Source organism: Streptomyces johnsoniae (assembly GCF_031845565.1).
In the GTDB taxonomy this organism is placed as follows: domain Bacteria; phylum Actinomycetota; class Actinomycetes; order Streptomycetales; family Streptomycetaceae; genus Streptomyces; species Streptomyces johnsoniae.
Map to the genome: position 1 here is coordinate 1 of NZ_JAVREV010000032.1, position 22,962 is coordinate 22,962.

Genomic DNA, 22,962 nt, shown 5'->3' on the forward strand with positions numbered 1-22,962 from the left:
CCATCGAGCACTCGCCGTTCCGCAGCGACTGCGCCGCCAGATGCAGCGCCACCAGCGACGAGGAACACGCCGTGTCCACCGTCAACGCCGGGCCCTCAAGCCCGAAGCTGTACGCGATCCGGCCGGAGATGACGCTGCTGGACGCACCGGTGGCGAGGTAGCCCTCGACATCTTCCGGCACGCTGTGCAGGCGGCTGCCGTAGTCGTGGTACATGACGCCCGCGAAGACACCGACGTCCTTGCCGCGCATCCCGAGCGGATCGAGCCCCGCCCGCTCGAACACCTCCCACGACGTCTCCAGCAACAACCGCTGCTGCGGGTCCATCGCCAACGCCTCACGCGGCGAAATCCCGAACAACTCCGCGTCGAAATCCCCCGCCCCTGGCAAGAATCCGCCCCGCCGCGTATACGACGTCCCCACCCGCTCCGGATCGGGGTCGTATATCCCCGCGAGGTCCCAGCCCCGGTCACCGGGGAAATCACCGACCGCGTCCCCGCCATCCACCACCAGCCGCCACAGATCCTCCGGCGATTCCACCCCGCCCGGATACCGGCACGCCATTCCCACAATCGCCACCGGCTCATCCGCACCGCCGCCACCGGCGAGGGTTTGCGGCTGTGCGGGGGCCAGGTCGAGGACGCGGGTGCGTATGAGGCCCGCGAGCGCCTCCGGGGTGGGGTGGTCGAAGACCAGGGTGGCGGGCAGGCGCAGGCCGGTGGCCGTGTTGAGGCGGTTGCGCAGTTCGACGGCCGTCAGCGAATCGAAGCCGAGGTCCTTGAACGGGCGCCCGGCCGCGACGGTGTCCGGGGAGGCGTGGCCCAGGACGGCCGCCACGTTCTCGCGGACGAGGGTCAGCACGGCGTGGCGCTGTTCGGGCTCGGCAAGGGCGGCGAGCCGCTGCCGCAGCGGGTCCGCGGCGGGTGCGTCGGCCGCGCGGCGGCGCCTGCGGCGGGTGGCGTGGGCCGGGGCGCGGTGGCGCAGCAGCGCGGGTAGGTCCTGCGCTGCCGCGCCTGGGGCGAGGCGTGCGGCGAGCAGGGTGGCGCGGCCCTGCTCGGGCTCCAGGCCGTCGAGGGCCTGGTCGAGGAGTGCGAGTCCTTCCGCGGTGGTGAGCGGTTGCAGGCCGCCGCGGGCCATGCGGGCGAGGTCGGCCTCGCCAAGACCACCCGTCATCGCACTGCGCTGCTCCCACAAACCCCACGCCAACGACACACCCGGCAACCCCGCCCCACCCCGCACCTGCGCCAAACCATCCAACACAGCGTTCGCCGCCGCATACGCCCCCTGCCCACCCGACCCCAACACCCCAGCCGCAGAAGAACACAACACCAACGGCACCCGCCACCCCAACCCACCCAACACCTCATGCACATGCCACGCACCATCCACCTTCGACCGCAACACACGGGCAAGGGTGTCCTCGGTGAGGTTGTCGACGATGCCGTCGGCGAGGACGCCGGTGGCGTGGACGACGGCGCTCAGCGGGCGGTCGAGCCCGGCGAACACCTCCTCCACCACACCACGATCAGCCACATCGCCCGCCACCACCCGCACCTCCGCACCCACACCCGCCAACTCCGCCACCAACTCCCCCACACCCACCGCACCCTCACCACTACGCGACACCAACACCACCTGCCGCACCCCATGCACCCCCACCACATGCCGCGCCACCGCCATACCCAACATCCCCGTACCACCCGTGATCACCACCGCACCATCGGCGGGGAGCGGCGCGGGCCGCGGGACGGGGGGCGCGGGGTCGCCCAGCCGGGGTACGAAGAACTGGCCGTCGCGCAACGCAAGCTGAGGCTCACCCGACGCCACCGCCGCAGCCACCACCCCATCCCCCACACCCGAATCCCCACCCGCACCCACATCCAGCAACACCAACCGCCCCGGATGCTCCACCTGAACCGACCGCACCAACCCCCACACCCCAGCACCACCCGGATCACACACCACATCACCCCCACCCACACCCACCGCACCACACGTCACCACCACACCACTACCCCCACCCGCCAACACCCCACGCACCCAGCCCAACACACGCCCCACCACCTCATACACCGACCCAAGCCCATCCCCACCAACAAGCCGCAGAACATCGGCTCCCTCAACCGGGCCCGCCGCGTCCACCGGTGCCGTCAACGGCAGCCACACGACGGGGCGCAGGGCGGGGCCGGCCGCGTCGGCCGGTGCCCCGGCGGGCGGGCGAAGGGCGAGGCCGTCGATGTCGGCGACGAGTTCACCGGCGGCGTCGGCGACGGTCACGGCGACCTGGCCGGTGCCGAGGAGGCGCAGGCGGACACGGAGCGCCGCGGCGCCGACCGCGTGCAGGGTGACACCCGACCAGGAGAACGGCAGCCGCCCGCCGTCCGCCTCCGAGCCGTCCACCAAGGCCAGGGGGTGGAGTGCGGCATCGAGGAGCGCCGGGTGGAGTCCGTAGTGTTCGGCGTCGGCTCTCGCGGTCTCGGGCAGGGCGACCTCGGCGTACAGTTCGGCCGGTTCGCCATCCGGGCGCGCGGCGCGGTGCCAGGCGGCGCGCAGCCCGCGGAATGCGCCATCGTAGGCGAAGCCGCGGGCGGCGAGCTGCTCGTACAGGCCGTCGACGGGGAGCGGTTCCGCGTCGGCCGGGGGCCAGGCCGCCGCCAGGCCGGACGCGGGGGCTTCCGCGCCGGGGGCGACGATGCCTTCGGCGTGGCGGGTCCAGGGCGCCGTGGCGTCGGGGCGCGCGTACAGCCGCAGGGCGCGCCGGCCGTCGGCGCCGGGCTCGTCCACGACGAGCTGGAGTTGCACGTCGCCGCGCTCGGGCAGAACGAGCGGCGCTTCGAGCGTCAGCTCCTCCACGGTGCCGCAGCCGACCTGGTCGCCGGCCTGGACCGCGAGTTCGAGCAGGGCGGTGCCGGGCAGGAGAACGTCGCCGCGCACGGCGTGGCCGGCGAGCCACGGCTGGGCACGCAGCGAGATCTGGCCGGTGAACAGGACGCCGTCCGCGTCGGCGAGGGCCACGAGCGCGCCCAGCAGCGGGTGTTCCGCGTTGCTGAGGCCGAGTCCCGCGGCGCTTGCGGTGCCCGCGGGGGCGTCGAGCCAGTAGCGGCGGCGCTGGAAGGCGTAGGTGGGCAGCGGAACGGCCGGTCCCGTGGCGCCGGCGGCGGCCGGTGCGGCGTGGGCGGTCCAGTCGACGCGGGCCCCGTGGGCGTGTGCTTCGGCCAGGGAGGTGAGGAAGCGCAGCGGCCCGTTCTCGTCCTTGCGCAGGGTGCCGACGGCGGCGGCCTCGGTGTCGGTGTCCTCGGCGGCGGCCTGGATGCTGTCCTCGATGGCGGCGGTGAGCACGGGATGCGCGCTGACCTCGACGAAGAGGCCATGGCCCGCGGCGAGCAGGGCCCGGGTCGTGTCCTCGAAGCGGACGGTTTCGCGCAGGTTGGTGTACCAGTAGGCGGCGTCGAGGCCGCCGGTGTCGACCGGCTCGGCGGTGACGGTGGAGAAGAACGGAACGGTTGCCTGGCGGGGGGTGATCTCCGCCAGTGCGGTGAGCAGTTCGTCGCGTATGGATTCGACCTGCGGGCCGTGGGATGCGTAGTCGACGGGGACGCGGCGGGCCCGCACCCCCTCCGCCTCGCACACCGCGAGCAACTCCGCCAAAGCCTCCGGATCACCCGACACCACCGTCGCCCGCGGCCCATTGACCGCCGCCACCGAAATCCGCTCCCCCCAACCCGCAACCCGCACCACCACATCCCCCACCGACTCCCCAACCGACACCATCCCACCCCGCCCCGACAACCCCAACAACGCACGACTACGCAACGCCACCACCCGCGCACCATCCTCCAGCGACAAACCACCCGCCACCACCGCCGCCGCAATCTCCCCCTGCGAATGACCCACCACCGCAGACGGCACCACACCATGCACCCGCCACACCTCAGCCAACGACACCATCACCGCCCACAACACCGGCTGCACCACATCAACCCGCTCCAACCAACCACCCGACACATCCCGCAACACCTCACCCAACGACCACTCCACAAACGGCGCAAGCGCCTCCTCACACTCCCCCATCCGCACCGCGAACTCCGGCACCACATCCAACAGATCAACCGCCATACCCACCCACTGCGACCCCTGACCGGGGAACACCAGGACCGGCCGGTCGGCGCCGGGCAGGGCGCGGCCGGTGACGGCGGACGGGTCGGGCCTGCCGTCGGCGAGCGCGGCAAGGCCGTCGAGGGCGGTGGCCCGGTCGCGGGCGACGACGGCGGCGCGGTGGTCGAGGGTGGCGCGGGTGGTGACGAGGGCGTGGGCGACGCCGCCGAGCGGCAGGGCGGGTTCGTCCTCCAGGTGGTCGAGCAGCGCGGCCGCCTGGGCCCCGACGGCGGCGGGCTCGGCGCCGTGCAGGACGAGCACGGTGGGGCGTTCGCCATCCGCGCCGTCCGCGCCGTCCGCCGCGGGCCGCGGCGCCGGCTCCTCCGGCTGTTCGATGATGGCGTGGGCGTTGGTGCCGCTGGCGCCGAACGAGGAGACTCCGGCACGGCGGGGCCTGCCGGTCTCGGGCCACGGCACGGCCTCGGTGAGCAGCCGCACGGCGCCGGCGTCCCACTCCACGTGGGAGGACGGCCGGTCCACGTGCAGGGTCCTGGGCAGCACCCCGTGCCGCATCGCCATAACGGTCTTGATGACGCCACCGACCCCGGCCGCCGCCTGACTGTGCCCGATATTCGACTTCAACGAACCCAGCCACAACGGCCGTTCAGCCGAACGCTCCTGACCGTAGGTGGCAATGAGCGCCTGCGCCTCGATCGGATCACCCAGCGTCGTCCCCGTACCGTGCGCCTCGACGCCGTCGATGTCGGCGGTCGTCAGCCCGGCGTTGGCCAGCGCGGCGCGGATGACGCGTTCCTGTGCGGGGCCGTTCGGCGCGGTCAGGCCGCTGCTCGCCCCGTCCTGGTTGACGGCGGAGCCGCGGACGACGGCGAGGACGGGGTGCCCGTTGCGCCGCGCGTCCGAAAGACGCTCAAGCAGCAGCACGCCGACACCCTCGGAGAATCCGGCGCCGTCGGCCGCGTCGGCGAACGCCTTGCAGCGGCCGTCCGCGGCGAGTGCCTGCTGACGGCTCGACTCGACATACAGGTTGGGGCTGGCCAACACGGTGGCGCCGGCCGCGAGCGCCATGGTGCAGTCGCTCTCGCGCAGCGCGTGGCAGGCCAGGTGGAGGGCGACGAGCGAGGAGGAGCAGGCGGTGTCGACGGTGACGGCGGGGCCTTCGAGGCCGAGCGCGTAGGCGATGCGGCCGGAGGCGACGCTGCCCGCGCTGCCGTTGTAGAAGTACCCCTCCAGGCCCTCGGGCGCGGTGGGCATGCGGGAGGCGTAGTCGTGGTACATGACGCCGGCGAAGACGCCGGTGCGGGTGCCGGCGAGCGACTGCGGGTTGATCCCGGCGCGTTCGATCGCTTCCCACGACGTTTCGAGCAGCAGCCGCTGCTGCGGGTCCATGGCGAGGGCTTCGCGCGGGCTGATGCCGAAGAAGCCGGGGTCGAACTCGGCGGCGTCGTGCAGGAATCCGCCGTGCCGCACGTAGGACGTGCCGGGCCGGCCGCGCTCCTCGTGGTAGAGGGCGTCCAGGTCCCAGCCGCGGTCGGCGGGGAACTCCGTGATGGCGTCGCCGCCTTCGGCGACCAGGCGCCACAGGTCCTCGGGGGATCGCACGCCGCCGGGGTAGCGGCAGCTCATCGCGACGATGGCGATGGGCTCCGGCGTGCGCTCCTCGACCTCCTTCAGGCGCTGGCGCGTCTTGTGAAGATCAGCCGTCACCAACTTGAGGTAGTCGAGCAGCTTCTCCTCAGTCGTCACCCCGTGGTCCGCCCTTCTGCTGATCGGTGGGCTGCGCTTCGTTGAACTGCGCGTCGATGAATGCGAAGACTTCGTCGGCCGTGGCGTCCTTGAGCAGGGCGTCAACGTCGCCGGCCGGTTCGGCTGCCGGTTCCGCTTCCGGTTCCTGTGTCGGTTCCGGCACAGGTGCCTGGTCCGTCACCTCCGGCTGCGGCTGGGGCTGGGGCTGGGGTGCGGGCCGGTCGCCGTCCGGCCACAGCAGTGCCCGCAGGTGACGGGCCAGCCGCAGCGGGTTCGGGTGGTCGAAGACGAGCACCGCGGGCAGCCGCCTGCCCAGGGCGCGGGCGAGCCGGTTGCGCAGCTCGACCGCGGTCAGCGAGTCGAACCCGGCCTCCAGGAAGCCCCGCTGCGGCGGCACCGCGTTGAGCGAGCCGTGGCCGAGTACCTCGGCGACGTGGGTGCGGACCAGGTCGAGCAGGGCCCGTTCGCGGTCCTCGTCGCCCATCGGGTCAAGACGCCGCCGCAGTTCCTCCCCCGCGGCGCCCGGGGCAGGCGCGGCGCCCGGGGCAGGCGCGGCCGCCGGGCGGACCAGCCCGCGCAGCAGCGGCGCGACGTCGTCGCCGCGCAGCGCGTCGGGGTCGAGCCTGGCGGCGGTCACGACCGCCTCGCCACCACGCAGCGCGGCATCATACAGCGCGAGTCCCTCGGCCGCGTCGAGCGGCTGCATGCCAGCGGCGGCGATGCGGGAACGGGCGTCCCCGCCGAGGTGCCCCGTCATGTCGCTGGCCTGCTCCCACAGGCCCCAGGCGATCGACGTGGCGGGCAGGCCGGTGGCGCGGCGGTGGGCGGCTAGCGCGTCGAGATAGGCGTTGGCGGCGGCGTAGTTGCCCTGCCCCTGGCGGCCGAACGTGGCGGCCGCGGCGGAGAACAGCACGAACGCCGACAGGTCATGCCCCGCGGTGAGGTCGTGCAGATGAGTGGCGACGTCGGCCTTGGCCCGCAGCACGCGCGCCAGTTGACGCGTGGTCAGGTTATGCACCACGCCGTCGTCCAGGAGCCCGCCGGAGTGGACGACCGCGGTCAACGGGTGTTCGGCGGGGATCGCGGCGATGACGGCGCCGAGCGCCTCGCGATTGGCGGCGTCGCAGGCCGCGAACCGCACCTCGGCGCCGAACGCGGCGAGCTGGGTTTCCAGTTCGGCCGCGCCGGGCGCGTCGGGGCCGCGCCTGCTGACGAGCAGCAGGTGCCGCACGCCGTGTTCGGCCACCAGGTGGCGGGCCAGAAGCCTGCCCAGGGTGCCGGTGCCGCCCACGATGAGGACGGTGCCCGCCCCCGCGGCCCGCGGGGCGGCTCCCGGCGCGGCGGGGGCGCGGACCAGGCGCGGCACGGTGACCGCGCCGCGGCGCACGGCCAGTTGCGGCTCGCCCGCGGCGACGGCCGCCGCCACGGCGGCGGGCAGCGCGGCGCGGGAGGCCGGGTCGTCGTCGATGTCGGCGAGGACGAAACGGTCGGGGTGCTCGGCCTGGGCGGAACGGATCAGGCCGCGGGCCGCGGCGGCGGGCAGGTCGGTGACCGGCTCGCCCTGCCGGACGGCGACGGCGCCGCTGGTCACCACGGCGAGGCGCGCCGTCGCGGACCGTTCGTCGGCCAGCCAGTCCCGCACCAGGGTGAGGGTGTGGGCCGTGAGGACGTGGGCGCCGCGTGCGGGGCCGCGCGGGTCGGCGGGGTCGCTGCCGAGGTCGGCGAACACCACCGGCTCCGCGTCCGGTTCGGCGTCCACGGCACCGGTCGCCGCGCCGGTCGCCAGCGGGGTCCACTCGACGCGGTAAAGGCCGTCGTCCTGTCCGCCGGGGCGGCGGAGCTGCGCGGCGACCAGCGGGCGCAGAGCGAGGGAGGCGACGGTCGCCACGGGCGCGCCCGCGCCGTCCGCGACGTGCAGCGTCACACCCTCCTGGGCGCCCGCGGCGTCCAGGGCGGGCGCCAGCCGCACGCGCAGCGTGGCCCCGGCCGACGCGTGCAGGGTGACGCCTGACCAGGCGAACGGCAGCCGCGCCGCGTCGGATTCCGCGACGAGCCGGCCGGCGCCGATGGCCTGCACGGCCGCGTCGAACAGCGCCGGATGGATGCCGAAGCCGCCGCCCGCCGCCTCGGGGAGGGCGACCTCGGCGAACACCTCGGGCGCGGCCTCCGCCCCGGCCGACCAGGCGGCCCGCAGGCCGCGGAACGCCGGGCCGTAGTCCAGGCCCGTCTTGGCCAGCCTGGCCTGGAGTTCTGTGACGTCCACGGGGGTGGCGTCCGCGGGCGGCCAGGCCGCGAGCGTGAACGCGGCGGGTGCCGCGTCCGCGGCCAGGGTGCCCGCGGCGTGCCGGGCCCAGGGCTGGTCGTCCGCGACCCGCCCGTACAGGGTGACGGGGCGCCGCCCGGCGGCGTCGGGGCCGCCGACGGCCAGTTGCACCTGCGTCTCGCCGTCCTCCGGCACGGTCAGCGGCGCTTCGAGCGTCAGATCCTCGACGCCGCCGCAGCCGGTGCGCGCGGCGGCGTGGAGGGCGAGCTCGACCACGGCCGTGCCCGGCAGGACGACCACGTCGTGCACCATGTGGTCGGCGAGCCACGGCTGGGCCGCGAGGGACAGCCGCCCGGTGAACACATGGCCGTCGCTGCCCGCGAGCGGCAGCCCGGCGCCGAGCAGCGGGTGCGCCTCGGCGGCGAGTCCGGCCGAGGCGACGTCGCGGGTGGCCGCGGGTGCCGCGTCGAGCCAGTAGCGGCGGCGCTGGAACGGGTAGGTCGGCAGGTCGACCCGCCGGGCGCCGGCGAACAGCCGTGCCCAGTCGACCGGGACGCCCGCGGCCCACGCCTCGGCGAGGGAGGCGAGGAAGCGGCCGAGGCCGCCGTCGTCCCGGCGGAGGGTGCCGACCGCGGTGGCGTCCTCGATGGCCATGGTGAGCACGGGGTGCGCGCTGATCTCGATGAACGTGCCGAAGCCCTGCTCGGCCAAGTCCCGGGTGACGGGCGCGAACTGGACGGTGCCGCGCAGGTTGTCGAACCAGTACCGCGCGTCGAGCGCCGCGGTGCCGATGCGGGTGCCGGTGACGGTGGAGTGGAACGGGACGGCCGGCGCGCGGGGCGTGATGGGCGCGAGGTCGGCCAGGATGCGGTCGGCCAGCTGGTCGACGTGCGCGGAGTGGGATGCGTAGTCGACGGGGACGCGGCGGGCCCGCACCCCCTCCGCCTCGCACACCGCGAGCAACTCCGCCAAAGCCTCCGGATCACCCGACACCACCGTCGCCCGCGGCCCATTGACCGCCGCCACCGAAATCCGCTCCCCCCAACCCGCAACCCGCACCACCACATCCCCCACCGACTCCCCAACCGACACCATCCCACCCCGCCCCGACAACCCCAACAACGCACGACTACGCAACGCCACCACCCGCGCACCATCCTCCAGCGACAAACCACCCGCCACCACCGCCGCCGCAATCTCCCCCTGCGAATGACCCACCACCGCAGACGGCACCACACCATGCACCCGCCACACCTCAGCCAACGACACCATCACCGCCCACAACACCGGCTGCACCACATCAACCCGCTCCAACCAACCACCCGACACATCCCGCAACACCTCACCCAACGACCACTCCACAAACGGCGCAAGCGCCTCCTCACACTCCCCCATCCGCACCGCGAACTCCGGCACCACATCCAACAGATCAACCGCCATACCCACCCACTGCGACCCCTGACCGGGGAAGACGAACACGACGCGATCCGCACCCGGCTGGACGCTGCCGGTGACGACGGACGGGTCGGGCCTGCCGTCGGCGAGCAGCACGGCCCGGTGCTCCAGGGCGGTGCGGCCGACGGCCAGGGACAGGCCAATGTCCTTCAGGCGGGCCGCGGATGCCGCGGATGCCGCGACCGCGCGGACTCGTTCCGTCTGGACGGCGAGGGCGGCCTCGTCGGCGGCCGACACGACGAGCGGCACGACGAGCGGCACGACGGGCAGCGGCGCCGCGTCGTGCGCTTCGCCGGTCACGGCCGGTTCGGCAGCCGGGAGTTCGAGGACGGCGTGGGCGTTGGTGCCGCTCATGCCGAACGCGGACACCCCGGCGCGGCGCGGCCGTCCGGTCTCCGGCCAGGCGGTCTCCTCGGTCAGCAGCCGCACGGCGCCGGCGTCCCACTCCACGTGGGAGGACGGCCGGTCCACGTGCAGGGTCCTGGGCAGCACCCCGTGCCGCATCGCCATAACGGTCTTGATGACGCCACCGACCCCGGCCGCCGCCTGACTGTGCCCGATATTCGACTTCAACGAACCCAGCCACAACGGCCGTTCAGCCGAACGCTCCTGACCGTAGGTGGCAATGAGCGCCTGCGCCTCGATCGGATCACCCAGCGTCGTCCCCGTACCGTGCGCCTCCACCGCGTCCACCTCGGCCGCGGACAGACCCGCGTTGGCCAGCGCCGCGCGGATCACCCGCTGCTGCGCCGGACCGCTGGGCGCGGTCAGCCCGTTGCTCGCCCCGTCCTGGTTGACGGCCGAACCGCGGACCACGGCAAGCACCTCGTGCCCGTTGCGCCGCGCGTCCGAAAGACGCTCGAGCAGCAGCACGCCGACGCCCTCGGCCCAGCCGGTGCCGTCCGCCCCTTCGGCGAACGGCTTGCACCGGCCGTCGGCCGCGAGGCCGCGCTGCCTGCTGAATTCGGTGAACACCTCCGGGGTCGCCATGACCGCGACGCCGCCCGCGAGCGCCATGGCGCACTCGCCGAGCCGCAGGGACTGCGCCGCGAGGTGCAGCGCGACCAGCGAGGAGGAACAGGCCGTGTCGACGGTCACGGCGGGCCCTTCGAGGCCGAAGCTGTAGGCGATGCGGCCGGAGAACACGCTGGTGGCGCCGCCGGTCAGCCGGTAGCCCTCGATCTCACGGGGCGCCGAGGCCCCGTCGAGCCGAGCGCCGTAGCCCTGGGGCGAGGCCCCGACGAACACGCCGACGGAACGGCCGCGCAGGCCCCTGGCGTCGAGTCCGGCGCGTTCGAACGTCTCCCAGGACGCTTCGAGCAGCAGCCGCTGCTGCGGGTCCATGGCGAGGGCCTCGCGCGGGCTGATCCCGAACACGCCGGGGTCGAACTCGGTGGCGTCGTGCAGGAATCCGCCGTGCCGCACGTAGGAGGTGCCGGAACGTTCCGGGTCCGGGTCGTACAGGGCCGCGAGGTCCCAGCCGCGGTCCGTGGGGAACTCCGTGACGGCGTCGCCGCCCTCGGCGACCAGCCGCCACAGGTCCTCGGGGGAGGCGACCCCGCCCGGGTAGCGGCAGCTCATCGCGACGATCGCGATCGGCTCGTCCGCGGCGCCCGCACCACTGCCCGCCGCGCCCCGCTTCCCGGCCGGGGCCGCTGCCGGGTCCGCCGCCGGGGCGCCGAAGACCTGCTCCCGCAGGTGTGCGGTCAGCGCGGCGGGCGTGGGGTGGTCGAAGACGAGCGTCGTCGGCAGGCGCAGGCCGGTCTCGGCGGTGAGCCGGTTGCGCAGTTCGACGGCCGTCAGCGAGTCGAAGCCGAGATCCTTGAACGCCCGGTCGGCGGCGATACCGGCGGCCGAATCGTGTTCGAGCACGGCCGCGACGTGTTCGGTGACCAGATCGAGCAGGGCGTGGTCACGGTCCGCGGGGGGCAGCGCGGCGAGGCGTCCGCCCGGCGTGGCCGCGCCCTGCTCGCCGCCCGCCGCGGCGGGGGCGGGGTCGAGGGCGGCGCGGACCTGCGGCAGTCCGCCGATGAGCGGGCGGGCGCGGGCGGCGGTGAACGCGGGGGCGAACAGCTCCCAGCGCACGTCCGCGACGGCCGCGTCGCCCCCGCCGTCGGCGAGGACCGCTTCGAGCGCGGTGACCGCGGCCTGCGGGTCGAGCGCGGGAACGCCGCGCTGTCGCAGCCTGGCCACGGCATCGCCGTGCGCCATCCCACCGCCCGCCCACGGGCCCCAGGCGACGGCCGTGGCCGTCAGGCCGCGGGCCCTGCGGCGGGCGGCGAGCGCGTCGAGGTGCGCGTTGGCGGCGGCGTAGGCGCCCTGGCCGCCGCTGCCCCACACGCCCGCGACGGAGGAGAAGAGCACGAAGGCGTCCAGCGGGGTGTCGCCGAGCAGTTCGTCGAGGTGGCGGGCGCCCGTGGCCTTGGCCGCCGCGGCCCAGGACAGCGCCGCGGAGTCCGTCTCCGGCAGCGGGCCGCCCGCGTTGACGCCCGCCGCGTGCACGACGGCGGACGGCGGATGCTCGGCGAGCAGCGCGGCGACGGCGGAACGGTCCGCCAGGTCGCAGGCGGCGATGGTGACCTGCGTGCCGAGGGCGGTCAGTTCGTCGCCCAGTTCGGCGGCGCCGGGGGCGGCGATGCCGCGGCGGCTGGTGAGCACGAGGTGCGGGGCGCCGTTGCGGGCGAGGCGGCGCGCGACGTGCGCGCCGAGCGCGCCGGTGCCGCCGGTGATGAGGACGGTGCCGCGTGGCTGCCAGGGGGTGGCGGGGCCGGTGACGGGGGCGTGCGCCAGGCGCCTGGCGTGCAGGGTGCCGCCGCGCACCGCCAGTTGGTCCTCGTCGCGGGCGTCTCCCGGCAGACCGGCCAGGACCGCGGCGAGCAGCGCGGGGCCCGCCCCGTCGGGGTCATCGTCCGGCAGGTCGATCAACCCGCCCCACCGGTCGGGGTGTTCGAGGCCGACGACGCGGCCGAGGCCCCAGGTCATGGCCGCTTCCGCGCTGGGCGGCGCGTCGTCGGGCCCGGTGGTGACGGCGTGCCGCGTCACGAGCCACAGCGGCGCGGCGCAGTCCGCGTCGCCCAGGGCCTGCACGGCGGCCAGGGTGTGTGCGAGCCCGGCGGGCACCTCGGGCCGGTCGGGGTGCGGGCGTTCGTCGAACGCGAGGAGCGACAGGACGCCGGTGACGGGCCCTTGCCCGGTTTCGGCCCGCAGCCGGGCGGCCAGCGTGTCGCGGGTGTCGGAGTCGTCGACGGCGATGGTCAGGACGCGGGCACCGTCGGCGGCGAGCCGTTCCAGGCAGGCGTCGGCCGTCGCGGCGTGCGGCGCGGCGGAGGCGGCGGCGGGCAGCAGGGCGAGCCAGGTGGTGCCGGCCAGGCCGCCGCGGGCGACGGGGCCGCCGGGGGCGTCGAGCGGCAGCCAGCTCTCGCGGTAGCGCCACTGCCGCCACGGCTCGGCTTCCGCGCCGGGACCGGCGGGCGCGGCGGGTGCAGTGGGCCAGTACCGCTTGCGCTGGAACGCGTAGGTGGGCAGCGGGCGGCGCCGGGCGCCGGTCCCGGCGAACAGGGCGTGCGGGTCGGCCTCGATGCCGTGGACGTGCAGGCGCGCCAGCGCGGCGGCCAGGGCCCGCGGCTCGGGCCGGTCGGCGCGGAGCAGCGGAACGGACGGCAGCCCGGCGCGGTCCTGCGGCAGGCAGTCGGGCACGGCGCCGGACAGGACGGCATCGGGGCCGAGTTCGACGAAGGCGGTGGCGCCCTCGGCGTGCAGCGCGGCGACGGCGTCGGCGAACCGGACGGTGGCGCGCACCTGCCCGGTCCAGTAGGCGGGCGAGCGGGCCTCGTCCGCCGTCAGGGGCCGCCCGGTGACGGTGGAGACGACGGGGATGCGCGGCGGGGCGTAGTGCAGGGACTCGGCGACCTGCCGGTAGGCGTCGAGCATGCCGTCCAGGTGCGGGGAGTGGAAGGCGTGGGAGGTCCGCAGCCGCTTGGTCCTGCGGCCGGCGGCGTGCCAGTGCCCCGCCAGTTCCTCGACGAGACCGGCGTCCCCGGAAAGCACCGAGGACGCGGGCCCGTTGACGGCGGCGATGGCCACCCGGTCCTCGTGTCCGGCGAGGAGCGGCGTGATCTCCTCGGGTCCCGCCTCGACGGCGATCATCGCGCCGTCGGCGCGCTGGGCCTGCATCAGGCGCCCGCGGGCGGCGACGAGGGCCGCGGCGTCGGGCAGTGCGAGCACCCCGGCGGCGTGGGCGGCGGCGAGTTCGCCGATGGAGTGGCCGGCGAGGAACTGCGGGGCCAGGCCCCAGCTCTCCAGCAGCCGGAAGAGGGCCACTTCGAGGGCGAACAGCGCGGGCTGCGCGTACTCGGTGCGGTCGAGCAGGGCCGCGTCGGCGACGGCCGCGCGCAGCGGGCGGTCCAGGTGCGGGGCGAACGCCGCGCACACCTCGTCGAACGCGGCGGCGAACGCCGGGTGGGCGGCGGCGAGTTCGGTGCCCATGCCGGGCCGCTGGCTGCCCTGCCCCGTGAAGAGGAACGCCACGGCGGTATCGGCCGCGGCCGTGCCGGTGACGACGTGGGCGGCGGGCCGCCCCGCGGCGAGCGCGTCGAGGCCGCGCAGCAGGTCGTCCCGGCCGCCCGCGGTGACGACGGCGCGGGCGGGCAGCGCGGCGCGGGCGGTGGCCAGCGTGAACGCCAGGTCGGCGTCGCCGCGCGGCTCCTCCCCCGCGCCGGTGCCGGTGCCGGTGCCCGTGCCGGTGTCGGTGCCGGTGCCGGTGCCGGTGCCGAGGAACGTGTGCAGGCTGCGGGCCTGGGCGCGCAGCGCGGCCTCGTTCCGCGCGGACAGGCGGAACGTTCCGGTGGCCGGCCCGGCGTGGTGGGCGGGCTCCTCCGAAGCGAGAGCCGGGGCGGGCGGCGCCTGCTCGATGACGGCGTGCGCGTTGGTGCCGCTGATGCCGAACGACGAGACGCCGAAGCGGCGCGGCCGGTCCGGCACGGCCTCCCACGGCACGGCCTCGGCCAGCGGGCGCACGGCGCCCGAGGACCAGTCGACGTGCGGGCTCGGCGCGTCGAGGTGCAGGGAGCGCGGCAGTTCGCCGTGCCGCATCGCCTCGACCATCTTGATGACGCCCGCGACGCCCGCGGCGGCCTGGGTGTGGCCGATGTTGGACTTCACCGAGCCCAGCCACAGCGGCCGTCCGGGATCGCGGTCCCGGCCGTAGGTCGCCAGCAGGGCCTGCGCCTCGATGGGGTCGCCGAGCCGGGTCCCGGTGCCGTGCGCCTCGACGGCGTCGATGTCGGCGGCGGCGAGGCCCGCCCCGGTCAGGGCCGCGGTGATGCAGCGCTGCTGGGACGGCCCGTTGGGCGCGGTCAGCCCGTTGCTCGCGCCGTCCTGGTTGACGGCGGAGCCGCGGACGACGGCGAGCACTTCGTGCCCGTTGCGCCGCGCGTCCGAAAGACGTTCGAGCAGCAGGATTCCGGCGCCCTCGCCCCAGCCGGTGCCGTCCGCCGCGGCGGCGAACGGCTTGCACCGGCCGTCGGCCGCGAGGCCGCGCTGCCTGCTGAACTCGACGAACAGGTCGGGCGTCGACATGAGGGTGACCGCGCCGGCGAGCGCCAGATCGCACTCGCCGCCGCGCAGCGCCTGCGCGGCCAGGTGCAGCGCGACCAGCGCGGAGGAGCAGGCGGTGTCGACGGTGACGGCCGGGCCCTCGAAGCCGAACGCGTAGGAGATGCGCCCGGACATGACGCTGGCCGCGGCGCCCGTGGAGCGGTAGCCCTCCGCGACGTGCGCGCCGTCGACGCGCCCGCCCTGCGCGGCCTCGGCCAGCAGCGCCGGGTAGTCCTGCCCGTTGGTGCCCGCGTAGACGGCGGTGCGGCTGCCACGGAGCGTGCCGGGGTCGATGCCCGCGCGTTCGAACAGCTCCCAGGTGAGTTCCAGCATCAGGCGCTGCTGCGGGTCCATGGCCAGTGCCTCGCGCGGGCTGATGCCGAAGAAGTCGGCGTCGAAGTCGGCGACGCCGTCGAGGAACGCGCCCTCCCGCACGTAGGAGGTGCCGGGCACGTCCGGGTCCTGGTCGAACAGGCCGTCGAGGTGCCAGCCGCGGTCCTCGGGGAACGGCGTCATCGCGTCGGTGCCCGAGCTGACCAGCTGCCACAGCTGTTCCGGGCTGTTCGCGCCGCCGGGGAAACGGCAGCTCATGGCGACGATGACGACGGGGTCCTCGGCCGCCCCCGCGGTGGCGGCCGCGGGGCCCGCGGCGGCCGGGGAGGCGCCGGGTTCCTCGGCGCCGTCGAGGAGTTCGGCGCGGAGGTAGGCGGCGAGCGCCGCGGGCGTTGGGTAGTCGTAGACGGCCGTCGCGGGCAGCCGCAGGCCGGTCGCGCCGTTGAGGCGGTTGCGTATCTCGACGCCGGTCAGGGAGTCGAAGCCGAGGTCCTTGAACGCCCGTCCGGCCGCGACGGCTTCGGCGCCCTCGTGCCCGAGGACGGCCGCGACGTGGCCGCGGACCAGGTCGAGGACGAGCCGCCCGCGTTCGTGCTCCGTGGCCTCCGCGAGGCGGCGGGCGAGCGCGTTGCCGCCCGGCTCGGCCTGCTCCCTGCGGGAGTTGGCCGCGCGGATGGCTCTGACCTCGGGTATGTCGTGCAGCAGCGGCCGGGTGCGGGAGGCGGTGAACGCGAGGAAGAAGCGTTCCCAGTCGATCTCCACGACCGACACGCACGGGTCGCCCGCGTCGACGGCGTCCCGCAGCGCCGCGAGGGCCCGCTCCGGCGCCATGCCGGGCAGGCCGTGCCGCCGCAGCAGGTCGGCGACGTCGTCCTGGGTGGCCATGCCGCCGTCGGCCCACGCGCCCCAGGCGATGGAGGTGGCCGGTAGCCCGGCGGCATGCCTGGCCTGGGCCAGGGCGTCGAGGAACGCGTTGCCAGGGGCGTAGTTGCCCTGGCCGGGGACGCCAAGGGTGCCGGCGATGGAGGAGAACAGCACGAACGCGTCCAGCGGCAACCGCCGGGTCAGCTCGTGCAGGTTGACCGCGGCGACGGCCTTCGGGAGCAGGGCCCGTTCGATCTGCGCCGGGCGGATGGTGTCGACGACGCCGTCGTCGAGGACGGCCGCCGTGTGGATCACGGCGGTCAGCGGGTGCTCGGCGGGGATCGCGGCGATGACGGCGGCCAGCGCGTCGCGGTCCGCGGCGTCGCAGGCCGTGATCGTCACGCGGGCGCCGAGAGCGGTGAGTTCGGCGGTGAGCGCGTCCGCGCCCGGCGCCTCGCCGCCGCTGCGGGACAGCAGCAGCAGGTGCTCGGCCCCGTTGCGGGCCAGCCAGCGGGCGACGTGCGCGCCGAGCGCGCCGGTGCCGCCGGTGATGAGGGCGGTGCCCCGCGGGCGCCAGCGGCGGTCCTCCGGCACGGCGCGGGCGGGGGCGTGCACGAGCCTGCGGACGAACGTGCCGACGGCGCGCAGCGCGAGCTGGTCCTCGGGGGCGTCGGTGGGCTTGGCGTCGGCGGTGCGCACCCCGGCGAGCGCGGCGGTCAGCCGGGCGCCCGCGGCGGCGTCGAACTCGGGCGGCAGGTCGACCAGGCCGCCCCAGCGGTCGGCGTGCTCCAGCGCGACGACGCGGCCGAGGCCCCACACGAGGGACTGCACGGCGCTGCCGGGTGCTTCGCCGGGGTCCGCGGAGACGGCGCCGCGGGTCGCCAGCCACAGCGGGGCCGTCACGCCCGCGTCGCCGAGCGCCTGGACGAGCGCGAAGGTCGCGGCGAGCCCGGCGGGCGCCGCCGGGTGCTCCGGGTGCGGCCCTTCGTCGAGCGCGAGCAGCGACAGCACGCCGGCGGCCGGTTCCGCGGCGGCCTCGCGCAGCTGCGCGGCCAGCGCCTCCCGCCCGGCGCCGGACGGCACGGTGACGAGCACGGCGTCCGCGCCGCGTTCCGCGAGGGCCGCCGCCGCGCCGGCGACGTGCGGGTCTCCGGCGCGGCTCGCGGGCGCGACGACGAGCCAGCGCCCTGGCAGGGCGTCGGGTCGGACGTCGGGTCGGGCGTCGGGTCGGGCGTCGGGGAGCGGTATCCAGCCGATGCGGTAGTGCCAGGAGTCCGCCCCGGAACGGGCCGCGGCCGGCGGGGGCGCGTCGAGCCAGTAGCGTTCCCGCTGGAACGCGTAGGTCGGCAGCTCCGCGCGGGCCGCGCCCGCGGCGGCGTGCTGCGCGGCCCAGTTCACGGGGGCGCCGTGCACCCACGCCTCGGCGAGCGCCGCCGCGAATCGGTCGAGGCCGCCCTCGCCGCGCCGCAGCGTCGCCAGCACGGCGGCCCGGCGGTCCGGGGCCAGGTCGGCGGACTCGGCCATGCCGACGGTCAGCACCGGGTGCGGGCTGACCTCGACGAACAGCGTGTCGCCGCGGTCGAGGAGCGCGGCGACGGTGTCGCCGAAACGGACGGTGCCGCGCAGGTTGCGGAACCAGTAGCCGGCGTCCAGCTCCGGCCCTTCGACGGGCGCGCCGGTGACGGTGGAGTGGAACGGGACGGCGGACCGGCGGGGCCGGATGTCCGCGAGCGCGGCGAGGATGTCCGCGCGGAGCGTCTCGACCTGCGGCGAGTGGGACGCGTAGTCGACGGCGATGCGCCGGGCGCGCACGCCGTCCGCCTCGCAGGCGGCGAGAAGCGCGTCCAGCGCGTCCAGTTCGCCGGAGACGACGACCGACCCTGGCCCGTTGACCGTCGCGACAGCGAGCCTGCCGTCCCACCGGGCGATCAGCCGCAGCGCCCGCTCCTCGGGGACGGCGACGGACACCATGCCGCCGAGCCCGGACAGGGCGCGCAGCGCCTTGCTGCGCAGCGCCACCACGGCGGCGGCGTCCTGGAGGGTGAGGATGCCCGCGACGCAGGCCGCGGCGATCTCGCCCTGGCTGTGGCCGACGACGGCGGCCGGCTCCACGCCGTGGGAGCGCCACAGCGCGGCGAGGGACACCATGACGGCGAACAGCGCGGGCTGGACGACATCGACGCGATCGAGCAGGGGCGCGCCCGGCTCGGCGAGCACGTCGGGCAGGGACCAGTCGACGTGGGGGGCGAGCGCGTCCGCGCACGCGCGCAGGGAGTCGGCGAACACGGGTGACTGCTCGGCCAGTTCAAGGGCCATACCGGCCCACTGCGAGCCCTGCCCCGGGAAGACGAAGACGACCTTGCCGCCGTCGATCGCGGTGCCCCGCACGGCGCCGGGCCCCGGGTCGCCCGCGGCGCCCGGCTCGTCCGCTGCGGCGAGGGCGGGCAGCGCGTCGGCGCCGGTCAGCGCCACGGCACGGTGCTCGAACGTGGCGCGCGTGGTGGCCAGGGCGTGGCCGACGTCCGCGGGGTGCAGTCCGGGGTGGGCGGCGAGGTGGGCGGCGAGCCGCGCGGCCTGGGCGCGCAGCGCCTCGGCGGAACGCGCCGACAGCACCCACGGGGCGGCGGACGCGGCAGCGGGCGGTGTGTCCCGTTCGGGTGCGGCGGGCGTGTCGGCGGGGAGTTCGAGAACGGCGTGGGCGTTGGTGCCGCTGATGCCGAAGGAGGAGACGGCGGCCCGCCGCGCGCGCCCGGTCTCCGGCCAGGCCATCTCCTCGGTCAGCAGCCGCACGGCGCCCGCGTCCCAGTCGACGTGGGAGGACGGCCGGTCGATGTGGAGCGTTCTGGGCAGCACGCCGTGCCGCATGGCCTGCACCATCTTGATGACGCCCGCGACGCCGGACGCGGCTTGGCTGTGCCCGATATTCGACTTCAACGAGCCGAGCCACAAAGGCCGTTCGGGGTCACGGTCCTGACCGTAGGTGGCGATGACCGCCTGCGCCTCGATCGGATCACCCAGCGTCGTCCCCGTGCCGTGCGCCTCCACCGCGTCGACATCGGCCGCGGACAGACCCGCGTTGGCCAGTGCGGCGCGGATCACCCGCTGCTGCGCGGGACCGTTCGGCGCGGTCAGCCCGTTGCTGGCCCCGTCCTGGTTCACCGCGGTGCCGCGGACGACGGCAAGCACCTGGTGCCCGTTGCGCCGCGCGTCGGACAGCCGCTCAAGCAGCAGCATGCCGACACCTTCCGCCCAGCCGGTGCCGTCGGCGGCTTCGGCGAACGGCTTGCACCGGCCGTCGGGGGACAGCCCGCGCTGGCGGCTGAACTCGACGAAGGTGTTCGGCGTGGCCATGACGGTGACACCGCCCGCGAGCGCCATGCTGCACTCGCCGCTGCGCAGCGACTGCGCGGCCCAGTGCAGGGCGACCAGCGAGGAGGAGCAGGCCGTGTCGACCGTCACCGCGGGGCCTTCGAGGCCGAAGGTGTAGGCGATGCGACCGGAGGCGACGCTTCCGGTGTTGCCGGTCAGCAGGTGGCCCTCGAAGCCCTCGGGCGCGGCCGGGAACCGGGCGGCGTAGTCGTGATACATGACACCCGCGAAGACGCCGGTGGCGCTGCCCCGCACCGACGACGGGTCGATGCCCGCCCGTTCGAACGCCTCCCACGACGTCTCCAGCAGCAACCGCTGCTGCGGGTCCATGGCGAGGGCTTCACGCGGGCTGATGCCGAAGAATCCCGCGTCGAACTCCGCCGCACCGCGCAGAAAACCGCCCTCCCGCGCATACGACGTCCCCACCCGCTCCGGATCAGGGTCGTACAAACCCGCAAGATCCCAACCCCGGTCCCCGGGAAACACCCCCACCGCGTCTTCGCCCCCGGCCACCAACCGCCACAAATCCTCCGGCGAATCCACCCCACCCGGATACCGGCACGCCATCCCCACGATCACCACCGGATCATCCGCCCCGGCCACCGGCACCACCACGGCCGCCGGCGGCTGTTCCGGGGCGAGGTCGAGAACACGGGTGCGCAGGTAGTCGGCCAGGACCTCCGGTGTCGGGTAGTCGAAGACGGCGGTCGCGGGCAGGCGCAGGCCGGTCGCGGCGTTCAGACGGTTCCGCAGTTCCAGACCGATCAGCGAGTCGAAGCCCAGCTCCTTGAACGCGCGCGACGGGTCGACCGACGCGGCCGTGCCGCGGCGCAGCACGTTCGCCGCCTGGGCGCGCACCAGCTCGATCAGCGCCGCCCGCTGCTCGTCGGCGGACAGCCCGGTCAGCGAGGCCGCAAGGCCGGTGCCGCCGCGGTCGGCGGGCGCGGTGAGCCGCGGACGGCGCGGGGCGGCGGCCCGCACCAGCCCGGCGAACACCGCGGGCACGTCCTCGCCCGCGGGCACGGTGGGACGCAGCGCCGCGGCGACGGCGAACGGCTCGCCGAGGGCGGCGCCCGCGTCGAACAGAGCCAGGCCGGTGGCCGAGTCGAGCGGAACGAGGCCGCCCCTGGCCATCCGCGCCACGTCGGTGCCGCTCATGCCGCCGGTCATGCCGCTGCGTTCGGCCCACAGACCCCACGCCAGCGACACCGCGGGCAGCCCCTGCGCCCTGCGGTGCAGCGCAAGCGCGTCGAGAAACGCGTTCGCCGCCGCATAGTTGCCCTGCCCGGCACCGCCCGTCGTGCCGATGACGGACGAGAACAACACGAAGGCCGACAGTTCCTGATCCCGCGTCAGTTGGTGCAGGTGCCACGCCGCGTCCGCCTTCGGCGCCAGGACCCGCACCACCTGCTCGGCCGTGAGGGTTTCCACCACACCGTCATCGAGGGCGCCCGCGGCGTGCACGACGGCGGACAGCCGACGGCCCGCGAGCAGCGCGGCCAGGGCGTCCCGGTCGGCGACATCGCAGGCCGCGTGCTCCACGCGGGCCCCGAAGGCGCCCAGCTGCGCGTCGAGTTCGGCGGCGCCGGGTGCGTCGGCCCCGCGGCGCGAGACGAGCAGCAGATCGCGGATGCCGCGCTCCGTCACCAGATGCCGGGCGACGAGGCGGCCCAGCGTCCCCGAGCCGCCGGTGATCAGCACCGTGCCATCGGCGGCGAACGGCGGCAGCCCGTCCGCCCGCGGCCGCGCGGCGGCTTCGAGCCGCGGCACGCAGACCGTGCCCGCGCGCACGGCGAGCTGCGGCTCGCCCGCGGCGACGGCCGCGGCGACCCGTTCGTCCGCCAGCGGGTTGCCGTCCCCGTCGGCGTCGATCAGCGTGAACCGCCCGGGGTGCTCGGTCGCCGCGGAGCGCACCAGGCCCCACACGGCCGCCGCCACCGGGTCGGTCACGGCCTCGTCAGGACCGGCGGCCACGGCACCGCGGGTCACCACGGCCAGCCGCCGGGTCTCGTTCTCCGGCTTGGCCAGCCAGTCCTGCACGGTCGCCAGGGCGCTACAGGTCAGCGCGTGCACCGCAACGGGCACGTCGTCCGCGGGGGTGTGCGGCGCCCCGAAGTCGACGCGCACGGTCGTCACTTGCTCCGCCGGCCCTTCGGCGGCGGGCAGCGGCGTCCAGACCAGGCGGTACAGGCCGCCGCCTGCGGCGGTGTCCTGGCGCAGCGGGCCCGCGGTGGCGCGCAGCCGCAGGGCCGCGACCTCGGCGACCGGTCTGCCGTGCTGGTCGTGCGCCGTGAGGGACACGTCGCCGCTGTCCGCGAGGCGCAGGGCCACGCGCAGCGTGGTCGCGCCGGCCGCGTGCAGGGTGAAGCCGTGCCAGACGAACGGCAGGCGGCACGCGCCGTCCGCGCCGACCAGCACGTCGTGCGCGAGTGCGTGCAGCGCGGCGTCCAGCAGGGCGGGGTGCAGCGCGAAGTCGTCCGTGCCGTGCGCCGCGGCCTCCTCGGGCAGCGTGACCTCGGCGAACAACGCGCCGTCACCACCGCGCCAGACGGCCGTCAACCCCTGGAACGCCGGACCGTACCGGAAGCCGCCCGCGGCCAGGTGGCCGTAGACGGCGTCAGCCGCGAGGCGCTCCGCACCGGGCGGCGGCCACGGCGCGGGCGCGGTGGGGGCGGGCGCGTCGGGGGCAGCCGTGACGAATCCGGTGGCGTTCCGCGTCCAGGCGGCCCCGTCCGCGGGCTGCGAATGGAGGGCGACGGCACGCCGCCCGTCCGCCTCGGGCGCGGACACGGTGACCTGAATACGGACGTCGCCCAACTCTGGTAGCAGCAGCGGCGCTTCGAGCGTCAGCTCCTCCACCGTGCCGCACCCGACCTGATCCCCCGCGTGAACGGCCAGCTCCAGCATCGCCGTCCCCGGCAGCAGCACCACACCGTTCACCGCGTGGTCGGCCAGCCAGGCATGCGAGGCCAGGGACAGACTGCCGGTGAACAAGTAGCCCTCGCTGCCGCCCAGCTCCACGCCCGCACCCAGCAGTGGATGTGCCGCCTCGCCGAGCCCCAGTCGCGCCGCCCCCGCCACGGCGCTGTCCGCGGTAAGCCAGTAACGGCGGCGCTGGAACGGATACGTCGGCACATCCACCCGCCGCGCACCCTCAAACACCCGCGCCCACTCCACCCCCACCCCATGCACCCACGCCTCCGACACCGACACCAAAAACCGCTCC

General features: G+C 75.7%; 2 protein-coding genes. Both read right to left on the minus strand.

What is annotated here, in order from left to right; genetic code table 11:
• The coding region (locus tag RM779_RS32835; protein WP_311621456.1) for a type I polyketide synthase at nucleotides 1-5,857 on the minus strand (5,857 nt) is incomplete at its 3' end.
• The coding region (locus tag RM779_RS32840; protein ID WP_394813448.1) for an SDR family NAD(P)-dependent oxidoreductase at nucleotides 5,847-22,962 on the minus strand (17,116 nt) is incomplete at its 5' end. The genes RM779_RS32840 and RM779_RS32835, both read right to left, overlap by 11 nt.